13 protein-coding genes are annotated in these 14,268 nt (G+C 50.9%); all 13 read left to right on the top strand.

All coding sequences use genetic code 11. The features are described from left to right. Positions 1-27 precede the first annotated feature (27 nt). Positions 28-1,521 carry an ATPase RavA gene (gene ravA, locus H2P46_RS18555; RefSeq protein WP_193406361.1) on the top strand — a complete coding sequence of 498 codons (1,494 nt, stop codon included), beginning with the start codon at positions 28-30 and terminating at the stop codon, positions 1,519-1,521. After that, on the top strand, positions 1,518-2,975 hold the full coding sequence (gene viaA / locus H2P46_RS18560) for an ATPase RavA stimulator ViaA (RefSeq protein WP_193406334.1): 1,458 nt from the start codon (positions 1,518-1,520) through the stop codon (positions 2,973-2,975). The genes ravA and viaA overlap by 4 nt, the downstream gene beginning before the upstream one ends. A 72-nt stretch (positions 2,976-3,047) precedes the next feature. Further along, positions 3,048-5,186, top strand: a complete 2,139-nt coding sequence (ovoA, locus tag H2P46_RS18565; protein WP_193406335.1) for a 5-histidylcysteine sulfoxide synthase — start codon at positions 3,048-3,050, stop codon at positions 5,184-5,186. A gap of 104 nt (positions 5,187-5,290) precedes the next feature. After that, positions 5,291-5,752, top strand: coding sequence for a transcriptional regulator AsnC (gene asnC, locus H2P46_RS18570; RefSeq protein WP_193406336.1), 462 nt, complete (start codon positions 5,291-5,293; stop codon positions 5,750-5,752). A 155-nt stretch (positions 5,753-5,907) separates the two neighbouring features. Further along, positions 5,908-6,348: an FMN-binding protein MioC gene (mioC, locus tag H2P46_RS18575; protein ID WP_193406362.1), complete on the top strand. Its 441-nt coding sequence runs from the start codon at positions 5,908-5,910 to the stop codon at positions 6,346-6,348. A gap of 432 nt (positions 6,349-6,780) precedes the next feature. After that, complete coding sequence (gene mnmG / locus H2P46_RS18580; protein WP_193406337.1) at positions 6,781-8,670, top strand: tRNA uridine-5-carboxymethylaminomethyl(34) synthesis enzyme MnmG; 1,890 nt, start codon at positions 6,781-6,783, stop codon at positions 8,668-8,670. Positions 8,671-8,717: 47 nt separating this feature from the next. Next, entirely contained in the window at positions 8,718-9,335 is a 618-nt protein-coding gene (gene rsmG, locus H2P46_RS18585; RefSeq protein WP_193406338.1) for a 16S rRNA (guanine(527)-N(7))-methyltransferase RsmG, read from the top strand. A gap of 712 nt (positions 9,336-10,047) precedes the next feature. Continuing rightward, complete coding sequence (atpI, locus tag H2P46_RS18590; protein WP_193406339.1) at positions 10,048-10,428, top strand: F0F1 ATP synthase subunit I; 381 nt, start codon at positions 10,048-10,050, stop codon at positions 10,426-10,428. A gap of 8 nt (positions 10,429-10,436) precedes the next feature. Next, on the top strand, positions 10,437-11,255 hold the full coding sequence (gene atpB, locus H2P46_RS18595; protein WP_193406340.1) for a F0F1 ATP synthase subunit A: 819 nt from the start codon (positions 10,437-10,439) through the stop codon (positions 11,253-11,255). A gap of 50 nt (positions 11,256-11,305) precedes the next feature. Then, the gene (atpE, locus tag H2P46_RS18600) at positions 11,306-11,545 is read left to right on the top strand and encodes a F0F1 ATP synthase subunit C (protein ID WP_003849523.1); all 240 of its coding nucleotides are present in this window, start codon (positions 11,306-11,308) and stop codon (positions 11,543-11,545) included. A 104-nt stretch (positions 11,546-11,649) separates the two neighbouring features. Beyond that, entirely contained in the window at positions 11,650-12,120 is a 471-nt protein-coding gene (gene atpF, locus H2P46_RS18605; RefSeq protein ID WP_193406341.1) for a F0F1 ATP synthase subunit B, read from the top strand. Between the two features lie 14 nt (positions 12,121-12,134). Continuing rightward, positions 12,135-12,668, top strand: coding sequence for a F0F1 ATP synthase subunit delta (atpH, locus tag H2P46_RS18610; RefSeq protein WP_193406342.1), 534 nt, complete (start codon positions 12,135-12,137; stop codon positions 12,666-12,668). Positions 12,669-12,682: 14 nt separating this feature from the next. Further along, positions 12,683-14,224 (top strand): F0F1 ATP synthase subunit alpha, encoded by a 1,542-nt coding sequence (atpA, locus tag H2P46_RS18615; protein ID WP_193406343.1) that lies wholly within the window; start codon positions 12,683-12,685, stop codon positions 14,222-14,224. The last annotated feature ends 44 nt before the right edge of the window (positions 14,225-14,268 follow it).

Raw genomic sequence — 14,268 nt, forward strand, 5'->3', positions numbered from 1 at the left:
GACGATCGTAAGGACAATGATGTGATTATGGTTCAACCCCATCTTTTGGCTGAAAGAATTTCTCGCCTCAGCAACGCGTTAGAAAAAGGCTTGTATGAACGCCATCACGCCATTCGCCTGTGTTTGCTGGCCACTCTGAGCGGTGAAAGCGTGTTCCTGCTGGGGCCGCCAGGCATTGCTAAAAGCCTGATAGCTCGCCGCCTGAAATATGCTTTCCAGAATGCCCGCGCCTTTGAATATCTGATGACCCGTTTCTCCACACCGGAAGAAGTGTTTGGCCCGCTATCGATTCAGGCACTCAAAGATGAAGGACGCTATCAGCGGCTTACTAAAGGCTATTTGCCTGACGCTGAAATCGTTTTTCTTGATGAGATCTGGAAAGCCGGTCCGGCAATTTTAAATACCTTGCTAACCGCGATTAACGAACGCCGTTTCCGCAATGGCGACAGCGAAGAAAAAATTCCCATGCGCCTGCTGGTCGCTGCGTCCAACGAACTGCCAGAAGCCGACAGCGGGCTGGAGGCGCTCTATGATCGCATGTTAATCCGCCTGTGGCTGGACAACGTGCATGAGAAGCAAAACTTCCGCAGCATGTTAACCCACCAGCAGGATGAAAATGCCAATCCCGTCGCGGAATCGCTGCGTATCAGCGACGATGAATACCGGCAATGGCAGCAGAGCATCAGCCAGGTCAATTTGCCGGATAATGTCTTTGAGCTGATTTACCAGCTGCGCCAGCAGTTAGAAAATCATCCGGAAGCGCCTTATATCTCCGATCGTCGCTGGAAAAAAGCCATTCATTTGTTGCAGGCCAGCGCGTTTTACAGCGGCCGCAGCACCATTGCTCCCATTGATCTTATTCTGCTGAAGGATTGCCTGTGGCACGATGTCGCCTCCATGCAGCTGCTGGATCGTGAGATCGACCAGTTAATGACGCAGCACGCATGGCAGCAGCAATCCCTATTGCTCAAACTGCAACAAATTAAAGCGCGCCGTATGGCATTACAGCAGCAAAGCGTGGCGCAAGCGATCACGCTTGAAAAACACAGCGGTATGTTCAGTCGTAAGCCCCATTACGATTTGCCCGAAAGCTTCACTGATGAACATTTAACGTTAATGCTGCAACAACCGCTGACGCTACATGACATGCAGGTGACGCACCTTGTTATTGCCCGTGACGCGTTGAATCAATGGCTACAAAAAGGCGGCGATATTCGCGGCAAACTCAATGGGATAGGTTTTGCCCAGTCGCTGGATTTACTGGTCGATAACCAACATTGCCTGGCGGTACGCGACGTTAGCTTGCAGACCGTACGCCTGACGTTACCAGGAGCCAGCAGCAGCAACGAACTGCCGGAGGAAATTATCAGCGCGCTGGACGAGCTTGATGCCCAGTTACGCGCCCAGCGTCACCTTTTTAGCCAGCATCAACGCTGTTTATTTATCAGCGACGACTGGCTGGCACGGGTTGAGACCAGCCTGCAGGATGTCGCGGAACAGCTGCAACAGGCGCGTAAATGATTTCTCTGGAAGCGCTCAGCACACTGCTTTCCATCGGGGAAGCCGAATTAATTGAAGAATTGATTATCGCGCTGCTGGCAACGCCACAATTAACGCTGTTTTTTAAAAAATTTCCGGGTCTGAAGCAGGCGCTGCTACGGGATGTGCCACGCTGGAAAACAGAAATCATTGCAGAATTAAAGGCCACGCCAGTACCGGAAAACTTGTCACAGGAATTTCAGCTTTTTCAGCGTGTGCAGTTATACAGCCATGCTGAATTTAATCACCAACTCGCTGATACGTTGACTACGCTGGAGCAGCTCTCCTCCCCGTTCCTTGATGAAGCAAACCGACTTCTCCATCACACCAACGCTCAGCAACTCAGCCCGGCGCAATATACGCTTTTTTTGCAGCGCTGGCGGCTCAGCCTTACGCTCCAGACCCTGACGTTAAATGAGCAATTGCTGGAACAGCAGCGTGAGCGCCTGATGACTGAATTGCAGCAGCGCATGGCGCTGAGTGGTCAACTTGCACCGATACTGAGTGACGATGAAACGGCAGCGGGCCGCTTGTGGGACATGAGCAAAACGTCGCTGCAACCCAGTGATTATCAGTTAATGCTGCAATACGGTGAATTTCTGGCCCAGCAGCCGGAGCTGATGAAGCTGGCTCAGCAGCTGGGCCGCAGCCGCGAGGCTAAATCGGTGCCGTCGAAAGATGCGCCTGTGGAAGCCTTTCATTATCTAGTGCATGAACCGGCTGCAGTACCAGAAGAAGTTAGCGGTATTCATCAAAGCGATGACATGCTGCGTTTGCTTCCTCCCGAACTGGCAGCGCTTAGCATTAGCGAGCTGGAACTGGAATTTTATCGCCGTCTGGTAGAAAAACGGCTGCTGACTTACAAGCTGCAAGGCGATGTCTGGCATGAAAAAGTGTCGATGCGTCCGTTTGCCCACCAGCATCATGAGGAGCAGCCACGCGGCCCGTTCATTGTCTGCGTTGATACATCCGGCTCGATGGGAGGCTTTAATGAACGCTGCGCGAAAGCTTTTTGTCTGGCATTACTGAAAGTCGCGCTGGCCGATCGCCGTCGTTGCTACATTATGCTGTTCGCCCATGACGTGATCGGATATGAATTAACGGGGGACGATGGTCTGGAGCAGGCTATTCGCTTTCTCAGCCAGCGTTTTCGTGGTGGCACCGATCTCGCCGCTTGCCTTTCGTCAACCGTAAAGCGTATGGAAGGCCCTGCCTGGCAGGAAGCCGACGCGGTGATCGTTTCTGACTTTATCGCCCAGCGTTTGCCGGAAGAGGTCGTCAGCGCCATTAAACAGCGCCAGCGCCATCATCAGCAGCGTTTTCATGCCGTCGCGATGTCCACTCACGGCAAGCCCGGCATTTTGCGTATCTTTGATCATATCTGGCGTTTCGATACTGGCATGAAAAGCCGCCTGCTGCGTCACTGGCGTCGCTAAGTCATCTGGCAGAAACCCTTATTTGCTATAGTGAATAATTGCTTTTACTCACTCAGCAATCTGGAGCTCCTTGTGACAATGGTCCAATCTCATCGCGATCTGCCTGCACCGACGCGTACTTTGCTGCTGTCTGGTCATAATGTCGAACAAAAACGTGCCGAGCTGCTGGCATATTTTACGCAAACCTGGGAACTGTACGAAAATCTGTTTACCTGTCTCGCGGATCAACGCGCCTGGTTCACCAAAGCAATCCCGCTGCGTCATCCGCTGATCTTCTATTTTGGTCATACCGCCACTTTCTTCATTAATAAGCTGATGGCTGGCCGTTTTATTGATTCACGCTTAGACGATCGTATTGAAGCAATGATGGCGATCGGTGTTGATGAGATGAGCTGGGATGATCTTGATGACAGCCATTATGAATGGCCGACCGTTGAAGCGGTCCGTGATTATCGCGGCAGCGTCAAAACGCTGGTCAGTGAATTTATCCAAACCATGCCGCTGGAATTGCCCATTGACTGGGACAGCCCGGCATGGGTGATTTTAATGGGTATTGAGCATGAGCGTATTCATCTGGAAACCTCCAGCGTACTGATACGCCAGTTGCCGGTTGAATGGGTCAAACCACAACCGCAATGGCCCGTCTGTCCAGATGCGCGCCACCTTCGCAGTGACGTTCCCGCTAATACCCTGGTAAACATGCCTGGTGGTCGTATCGCTTTAGGAAAAACCGATGATACCTACGGCTGGGATAACGAATACGGCATGCAGTATGTGGAGCTGAAACCGTTCAAAGCCAGCAAAATGCTGGTAAGTAATGCTGAGTTTTATGAATTTATCAGTGCGGGTGGGTATCAGGATGCGCGCTGGTGGGATGAGGAAGGTTGGGGCTGGCGTGAATTTGCCCAGGCAGATAGGCCAACCTTCTGGGTCGGTAATCCAGAGTTACCCGATCAGCTAAAACTACGTCTGATGACTGAAGAAGTGATGATGCCATGGGACTGGCCCGCTGAAGTCAATCAGCTGGAAGCTTCGGCTTTCTGCCGCTGGAAAGCCGATCAGACAGGAAAATCTATCCAGCTTCCCTGCGAAGCAGAATGGGTCCAACTGCGCGAACAGGTCGAAGGCGATCAGCCAAACTGGGAAAGTGCGCCCGGCAACGTCAATCTGGCGTACTGGGCCTCTTCAAATCCTGTCGATCAGTTTCCACAAGGTGATTTTTTCGATGTGGTTGGCAACGTCTGGCAATGGACAACCACGCCAACCAACGGTTTCGAAGGCTTCAAAGTCCATCCTTTATATGATGACTTCTCTACGCCAACCTTTGACGGTAAACATTCACTCATTAAAGGTGGCAGCTGGATTTCCACGGGTAATGAAGCTCTGAAATCAGCGCGTTACGCTTTCCGTCGTCACTTCTTTCAGCATGCAGGTTTCCGTTATGTCGTGTCTTCTCATGAAGAAACCATGATGCTGAATCCTTATGAAACCGACAGCATGGTGTCCCAGTACCTTGATTTTCAGTATGGTCCGCGCTATTTCGGGGTGGAAAACTACGCCGAAACGCTGGTAAAACTGGCGCTGCAGCATACGACACAGCGCGGCACAGCCTTAGATATTGGCTGTGCTACCGGTCGCGCCAGTTTTGAGCTGGCACGGCATTTTGACCGTGTAGTCGGCATGGATTATTCAGCTCGCTTCATTGATGTCGCACTTCAACTTACCACTGGCGAAGACTTCCGCTATGTAGTGCCGGAAGAAGGCGAGCTGGTGGAATACCGTCAGGTCCGGCTGAAAGATTTTAAACTGAATAGCGAGATAGCGCAGCGGATCCAGTTTGTTCAGGGCGATGCCTGCAACCTGAAACCGCAGCCACAATGCTACGATCTGGTATTGGCTTCTAACCTGATTGATCGCCTGCGCCAGCCAAAGCGTTTCCTGCAAGACATTACGCCAATGCTACGTTCGGGCGGTATCCTGTTGCTCTCTTCACCCTATACCTGGCTGGAAGAGTTTACGCCAAAGGAAAACTGGCTTGGTGGCATACGCGAAAATGGCGAGGCGCTGACCACTTTGCAAGCGCTACAACGGTTACTGGCTGCCGATTTCGAGCAAACCGGTATGCCGCAGGATGTGCCTTTTGTCATTCGTGAAACCGCGCGTAAATTCCAGCATACGCAGGCACAAGTGACGATCTGGCGTAAGCGTTAACCGATCAGGCAGCGGCACTCGCCGCTGCCGATACATTGCCTAATCCCGCATTTTACTGCACATTCTCCTCTGTTCAATGAAGAATAAACATAACGAGGGTGAAAATGGCCGAACATCTGCAACTGGATAATCTGGATCGCGGCATTTTAAATGCGCTGCTCGATAACGCACGCACCGCGTATGCTGAGCTGGCAAAACAGTTCAACGTAAGCCCCGGTACTATTCATGTCCGCGTGGAGAAGATGAAGCAGGCCGGGATTATTTTGGGTACGCGTGTTGAAATCGATCCACGACAACTGGGTTTCGACGTGTGCTGTTTTATTGGCATTATCCTGAAAAGCGCCCGTGATTATCCTGCTGCACTTAGCAAACTCAATGCGCTGGATGAGGTGGTAGAAGCCTGGTACACCACCGGCCATTACAGCATCTTTATCAAAGTAATGTGTCGCTCCATTGACGCGTTGCAGCAGGTGTTAATTAATAAGATCCAGACCATCGATGAAATTCAGTCCACCGAAACGCTGATTTCTCTGCAAAATCCGATCATGCGCACGATCAAACCCTGATTATTCGCCCGCCCTGTGTATAACCTTATCCCACGTGAACTCGCCGTCTCCCAATGGTTGTGTTCACTTTATTTGATCTATTAACCCTGTTTTCCACAGGTGGATCACGGCTTGATCACAGCGTACAATGCTCGCCTTTAGTTCGGGAGAGCATGATGGCCGATATTACGTTAATCAGTGGGAGCACGTTGGGCAGCGCCGAATACGTTGCTGAACATCTGGAAGAAAAGTTGCAGGAAGCTGGCTTCTCAACGCAGCTGCTGCATGGACCGGAACTGGATGACGTGCCGCAGAAGGGTATCTGGCTGATTGTGTCATCTACCCACGGTGCAGGTGAGCTGCCGGATAACCTGATTCCGTTTTACGATGCTATTAATGAAAGCCAACCCGATCTCTCTGCGGTGCGCTTTGGCGCTGTTGGTATTGGCAATCACGAATACGATCTGTTTTGTGGCGCGATCCGTAATATAGACGCGTTACTGATCGCACGTGGTGCTCAACGTATCGGCGATCGACTGGAAATTGATGTATTAGAGCATGAGATTCCTGAAGATCCAGCAGAAGAGTGGGTCGCAGGCTGGAAAACGCTGATTTGATCCGACAGAGGATCGGGAAATATCTGCGATCCCTGGTGGAAAATGCTGATTTAATCCATTTGAAAGCGGATCAGTTGTGGGTAACTCCTCTTTATTCCTGCGTATAACCGGTAGTTATCCCACGAACAACCCAGGTATGTTTTTTGAGCTGTGGATAAGGTGCAGTTTTGATCTCAGGTTATACGGATCAGGATCACCGATCATTCACAGCTAACGATCGTTACCATGCTTTTGTTTTAACACTCTTTTTGGCAGATACCCACAAGAGAGCGCGATCCTAATAAGAGATCTAACAGAAAGATCATATACAGAATAAAGATCTTTTTTTTTAACCCCTGACGATCCCACCGCTTTCACCCTGTCCTGAATTTAAGTAGAATCCACGGCCCAAGGACAACGATCCCTGACCGTTCATCAACGAGGTACCACTCCATGTTTTATCAAGATCCTTTTGACGTCATCGTAATCGGTGGTGGTCATGCGGGTACAGAAGCCGCAATGGCCGCTGCCCGAATGGGTCAGCAAACCCTTTTACTCACCCATAACATTGATACGCTTGGACAAATGTCCTGTAATCCGGCGATCGGTGGTATTGGGAAAGGACATTTGGTGAAGGAAGTGGATGCCTTAGGCGGTTTGATGGCCAGTGCGATCGACCAGGCCGGTATTCAGTTTAGGATACTAAACGCAAGCAAAGGCCCTGCGGTTCGAGCGACCCGCGCACAGGCCGATCGCGTGCTTTACCGCCAGGCAGTGCGTACCGCACTTGAACATCAACCGAACCTGATGATCTTCCAGCAGGCGGTTGACGATCTGATTGTTGAAAATGATCGTGTGGTGGGTGCGGTGACGCAAATGGGACTGAAATTCCGTGCTAAAACCGTAGTGCTTACAGTCGGGACTTTCCTTGACGGAAAAATTCATATCGGGCTGGATAATTACAGCGGTGGCCGGGCTGGCGATCCGCCATCCATCCCGCTGGCAAAGCGTCTGCGTGCTTTGCCTCTACGCGTAAATCGCCTGAAAACCGGGACGCCACCGCGTATTGATGCCCGTTCTATCGACTTTAGCGTGCTGACGCCACAGCATGGCGACAACCCAATGCCGGTCTTTTCGTTTATGGGTAACAGCGCGCAGCATCCACAACAGGTACCATGCTGGATCACCCACACTAACGAAAAGACGCATGATGTGATCCGCAATAACCTTGATCGTAGCCCGATGTATGCCGGGATCATTGAAGGGATCGGTCCGCGCTATTGTCCATCGATAGAAGATAAAGTGATGCGTTTTGCCGATCGCAATGCGCATCAAATCTTCCTTGAGCCGGAAGGCTTGACCAGCACCGAAATTTATCCGAATGGCATCTCCACCAGCCTGCCGTTTGATGTACAGATGCAAATTGTTCGCTCAATGCAGGGCCTGGAAAATGCCAGAATCGTTCGCCCGGGCTATGCCATTGAGTATGATTTCTTTGATCCGCGCGATCTTAAGCCAACGCTGGAAAGTAAATATATCCACGGTCTGTTCTTTGCCGGGCAGATCAATGGCACCACCGGTTATGAAGAAGCCGCTGCGCAAGGCTTACTGGCGGGTCTGAATGCAGCGCGTCAGTCTGCCGATAAAGAAGGCTGGGCACCGCGCCGCGATCAGGCTTACCTCGGGGTGCTGGTTGACGATCTCTGCACCCTTGGCACTAAAGAACCGTATCGCATGTTTACCTCGCGCGCGGAATACCGTTTGATGCTGCGTGAAGACAATGCTGATCTGCGTCTGACGGAAACCGGTCGTGAACTTGGGTTGGTCGATGATGCTCGCTGGACACGATTTAATCAGAAACTGGAAGCCATTGAGCAGGAGCGTCAGCGTCTGCGCGACATCTGGGTTCATCCAAAATCTGACAATGTTGCTAACGTGAATACTGCACTGAGCGCGCCGTTAACCAAAGAAGCCAACGGCGAAGATTTGCTGCGTCGCCCGGAAATGACTTATCTGGCAATGATGACCCTGGACGGCTTTGGCCCGGCACTGGCTGATCAACAGGCGGCGGAACAGGTTGAAATTCAGGTAAAATACGAAGGTTATATTGCGCGTCAGCAGGAAGAAATTGATCGCCAGCAGCGTAATGAGAGTACTTTGTTGCCTGTCGATCTGGATTATCGTCAGGTCAATGGCCTGTCGAATGAAGTAATCGCCAAGCTGAACGATCATAAACCGACAACCATTGGTCAGGCTTCGCGCATTTCCGGTATCACACCGGCTGCGATTTCTATTTTGCTTATTTATTTGAAAAAACAAGGGCTGCTGCGCAAAAGCGCCTGACCTGGAACGGGGCGAGGCAGCTCGCCCCCGCTGACTGGACTCACGCTGTGATTAACAAACTCACCACGCTGCTGCAAGCGGCCAATATTACCCTCTCCGATCAACAAAAACAGCAACTGCTCGCTTACGTTGCATTGCTGGATAAGTGGAACAAAGCCTACAACCTGACCTCCGTGCGCGATCCACAGCAGATGCTGGTACGTCATATTCTCGACAGCATTGTTGTCGCGCCACATCTCAAAGGTTCACGCTTTATTGATGTCGGCACCGGCCCCGGCCTGCCTGGTATACCGCTGGCAATTGTGATGCCTGATACCCATTTCACACTGCTCGACAGCCTGGGTAAACGGGTACGTTTTCTGCGTCAGGTCCAGCATGAACTTGGACTGGAAAATATTACGCCCGTGCAGAGTAGGGTAGAGGCGTTTTCTGCTGAACCACTATTTGACGGCGTCATTAGCCGCGCATTTGCCTCACTTGAGGACATGATTAACTGGTGTCATCATTTGCCCGCGCCAGAAGGCCACTTTTTTGCGTTAAAAGGCGTTCGTCCTGATGAAGAGATCGCTACGCTGACATCAGGGTATCACCTGAATGCCCTTGTTGAGTTGAAGGTGCCACAGCTGGACGGTGAACGCCATCTGGTGATCATCGGCCGCGAATAATCTTTTAAACAGTGTGGATTAAGAGCCGGTTCACGATTTGGCTTAGCAAAATCACCGGCTAAAAAAACAGCAGTTAGTTTTTTTGTCTCATGCTTTTTTTATTACACCTGCGAAGAAATAAGGTAAAAAAACCGACGGAAATTATCCGAAAAAGTCTGTTACATTTAACTTTTAATTCACAATTTTTTATCAGAAAAAATACTTATAGTCCTGTTTATTGGAATACAGATAATCACGCCCGTAAATATATCTCAGTAATAACCTGACGTGCGTAATATCAATTACACACTTTTATTGTCCTCTTTGGTGTCAATAGCGTGTTTTCATCGATAATAAGCTGCGTGAAAGCGAGTATTATATTTAAATATTTGATTGTTAATATATTGTTCTAATATCAAAAATGACAATTCTTGTTCAGTCGTAAAAGTATGAGCGGAATAAATGCTTATTATGTGATCTAAAGCACGCTTTAAAAGCCACATACAAGCCTGTTTTCGGCTGCCTGCCTGGACATTCCGTCGGACAGAGGTTTGGAAAAATAGCCGTCCGGAAAGAAATTTAAATAATTATTCACCTTTTCGCTACTTAGCGATTGAAATCGCAGGTGCGGCCCGTATAATTTGCACGGCTTTTGCTGCTTGACTCAAATGAGTAAAGGCAGTCTTATACGACACGCGACATACCCCTAACGGGGCAGGAGAGTATTAGCGTCATGTCAGTGTCTCTTTACAGTGTGAAATACGCCCGAACCGTGCTGATTATTCAGCTGGTGACGTTTGTCATCATCGGCGCACTCTTTGCCCTGAAAGATGTCATCTGGGGCGTTTCAGCTCTCGCTGGCGGAGCGGCAGCCTGGCTGCCAAATGTGTTGTTTTTGTTTTTAGCCTGGCGCCTGCAAGGGCAAACCCCGGCTTCGGGACGAGTTGCATGGAGCTTCGCTTTGGGTGAAATAGCCAAAGTGTTTGCGACCATTACTCTGCTCATTGTGGCGTTAGGTGTGTTCAGAGCGGCCTTCTGGCCTCTCGGCATAACCTGGTTATCGGTGCTGGTGATACAGATGTTGGCACCGGCGGTAATTAACAACAAAGGGTAAGAGGCATCATGGCTGCAGGAGAAATCTCTACTCCGCAAGAATACATAGGTCACCATCTGAATAACCTTCAGCTGGACCTGCGTACTTTCGAGTTAGTGAATCCCCACGACGCTCCCGCGACGTTCTGGGTATTAAATATCGATTCCATGTTTTTCTCTCTGGTGCTGGGGCTGGTTTTCCTGGTGTTGTTCCGTAAAGTGGCGAAGACCGTCACCGGCGGTGTGCCAGGGAAATTACAAGCGGCTATCGAGTTGGTTGTCGGCTTCGTTGATGACAACGTGCATGACATGTATCACGGTAAGAGCAAACTTATCGCCCCGCTGGCTCTGACAATTTTTGTCTGGGTCTTCCTGATGAACTTCATGGATCTGCTGCCTATCGATCTGTTGCCCTATATCGGCGAGCATTTCTTAGGCCTGCCGGCGCTGCGCGTCGTGCCGTCTGCAGACGTGAACATCACGTTGTCTATGGCGTTGGGCGTATTTATTTTGATTCTGTTCTACAGCATCAAAATGAAAGGGGTAGGCGGCTTTACGAAAGAGCTGACGCTGCAACCTTTTAATCACCCGATCTTCATCCCTATCAACCTGATTTTGGAAGGTGTGAGCCTGCTGTCTAAACCGGTTTCTCTTGGTCTGCGACTGTTCGGCAACATGTATGCGGGTGAGCTGATCTTTATCCTTATTGCCGGTCTGTTGCCGTGGTGGTCGCAGTGGGTTCTGAATGTGCCGTGGGCCATTTTCCACATTCTGATCATTTCGCTACAGGCTTTCATTTTCATGGTCCTCACGATTGTCTATCTGTCGATGGCATCTGAAGAACATTGATTTTTTTCTCAACAACTTAAGCGTTTAACTGAAACAAACTGGAGACTGTCATGGAAAACCTGAATATGGATCTGCTGTACATGGCTGCCGCTGTGATGATGGGTCTGGCGGCAATCGGTGCTGCGATCGGTATCGGCATCCTCGGAGGTAAATTCCTGGAAGGCGCTGCTCGTCAGCCTGACCTGATTCCTCTGCTGCGCACGCAGTTCTTTGTTGTAATGGGTCTGGTGGATGCAATCCCGATGATCGCTGTTGGTCTGGGTCTCTACGTGATGTTTGCTGTCGCCTAAAGCCCTTTGTTCACTCACTGCCTTATGTGCACGGGTGAACGGATTCTGCCGCTTATCGCTGATAACGGCAGAAAAGTTAAATACTTAATTAGAGGCATTGTGCTGTGAACATTAATGCAACAATCCTCGGCCAGGCCATCGCGTTCATCCTGTTTGTCGCGTTCTGCATGAAGTACGTATGGCCGCCGATTATGGCTGCCATCGAAAAGCGCCAGAAAGAAATTGCTGAAGGCCTTGCTTCTGCTGAACGCGCGAAGAAAGATTTGGATCTCGCGCAGGCTAATGCGACCGACCAGCTGAAAAAAGCGAAAGAAGAAGCCCAGGTCATTATCGAGCAAGCGAACAAGCGTCGCGCGCAGATTCTGGACGAAGCCAAAACCGAAGCTGAAAACGAACGTAATCGCATCGTTGCACAAGCGCAGGCCGAAATCGAAGCTGAGCGTAAACGTGCCCGTGAGGAATTACGTAAGCAAGTCGCGTTGCTGGCAATGGCTGGCGCCGAGAAGATCATCGAACGCTCCGTGGATGAAGCTGCTAACAGCGACATCGTTGATAAACTGGTCGCTGAACTGTAAGGAGGGAGGGGCTGATGTCTGATCTGATTACTGTAGCTCGCCCCTACGCCAAAGCAGCTTTTGACTTTGCTGTTGAGCATCAAAGTATTGAACGCTGGCAACAGATGTTAGCGTTTGCCGCAGAAGTGGCTCGCAATGAACAAATGGCAGATCTCCTTTCCGGTGCTTTGGCGCCGGTTGCTTTGTCTGCTTCGTTTAATGCAGTCTGTGGTGATCAACTGGATGAACCCGCGCAGAACCTGATTAAGGTGATGGCGGAAAACGGACGTTTGACAGCGCTTCCGGCTGTACTGGAGCAATTTATTCAACTGCGTGACGCCTATGAAGCGATCGCGGAAGTTGACGTAATTTCTGCCAGTACGCTGAGTGACGACCAGCTGACTAAAATCAGCGCCGCGATGGAAAAACGTCTGTCACGCAAAGTTAAGCTGAATTGCAAAATTGATAAGTCTGTGATGGCAGGCGTGATCATCCGATCGGGTGATCTGGTGATTGATGGCAGCGTACGCAGCCGTCTTGAGCGTCTGGCAGACGTCTTGCAGTCTTAAGGGGACTGGAGCATATGCAACTGAATTCCACCGAAATCAGCGAACTGATCAAGCAGCGCATTGCTCAGTTCAATGTCGTGAGCGAAGCTCACAACGAAGGTACTATTGTTTCTGTAAGTGACGGTATCATCCGTGTACACGGCCTGGCCGATGTGATGCAGGGTGAGATGATTGCCCTGCCGGGCAACCGTTACGCTATCGCCCTGAACCTTGAGCGTGACTCTGTAGGTGCGGTGGTGATGGGTCCGTATGCTGACCTTGCCGAAGGCATGAAGGTTAAGTGTACTGGCCGTATCCTGGAAGTGCCGGTTGGTCGTGGCCTGTTGGGCCGCGTGGTGAACACGCTGGGTGCACCTATTGACGGTAAAGGCGCAATTGACAACGACGGCTTCTCGCCAGTTGAAGTGATTGCACCTGGTGTTATCGACCGTCAGTCAGTCGATCAGCCAGTTCAAACGGGTTATAAATCTGTCGATGCGATGATTCCAATCGGCCGTGGCCAGCGTGAGCTGATCATCGGTGACCGTCAGACCGGTAAAACCGCGATGGCAATCGATGCCATCATCAACCAGCGCGATTCAGGCATTAAATGTGTCTACGTTGCGATTGGTCAGAAAGCCTCAACCATCTCTAACGTCGTGCGCAAGCTGGAAGAGCATGGCGCGCTGGCGAATACCATTGTGGTTGTGGCTTCTGCTTCTGAGTCTGCTGCACTGCAGTACCTGGCTCCTTACGCAGGCTGTGCAATGGGCGAGTACTTCCGTGACCGCGGTGAAGATGCACTGATCGTATACGATGACCTGTCTAAGCAGGCTATTGCTTACCGTCAAATTTCACTGCTGCTGCGTCGTCCACCAGGCCGTGAAGCCTTCCCTGGCGACGTGTTCTATCTCCACTCTCGTCTGCTGGAGCGTGCATCACGCGTAAGCGCTGATTACGTTGAGCGTTTCACCAAAGGTGAAGTGAAAGGCCAAACCGGTTCTCTGACCGCGCTGCCAATCATTGAAACCCAGGCGGGTGACGTTTCTGCGTTCGTTCCGACCAACGTCATCTCCATCACCGACGGTCAGATCTTCCTGGAATCCAACCTGTTCAACTCCGGTATTCGTCCGGCAGTTAACCCTGGTATTTCCGTATCCCGTGTGGGTGGTGCAGCGCAGACCAAGATCATCAAGAAACTGTCCGGTGGTATCCGTACCGCGCTGGCACAGTATCGTGAACTGGCGGCGTTCTCGCAGTTCGCTTCTGATCTGGACGATGCAACTCGTAAGCAGCTGAACCACGGTCAGAAAGTGACCGAGCTTCTGAAGCAGAAACAGTATGCGCCGATGTCTGTCGCGCAGCAGGGTCTGGTTCTGTTTGCAGCTGAGCGCGGTTACCTGAACGACGTTGAAATTGCAAAAATCGGCAGCTTTGAAGCTGCACTGCTGGCCTTTGCTGAGCGCGATCATGCCGAGCTGATGCAGGAAATCAACCAGGCTGGCAACTTTAATAACGAGATCGAAGAGAAGCTGAAAGGTCTCCTCGACACGTTCAAAGCAACCCAGTCCTGGTAATGTCTGGCGGCTTGTCTGAAAAGGCAAGCCGCAAGGCTTTGAGG

Origin of the sequence: Mixta mediterraneensis (assembly GCF_014946725.1) — a bacterium.
GTDB lineage: Bacteria > Pseudomonadota > Gammaproteobacteria > Enterobacterales > Enterobacteriaceae > Pantoea > Pantoea mediterraneensis.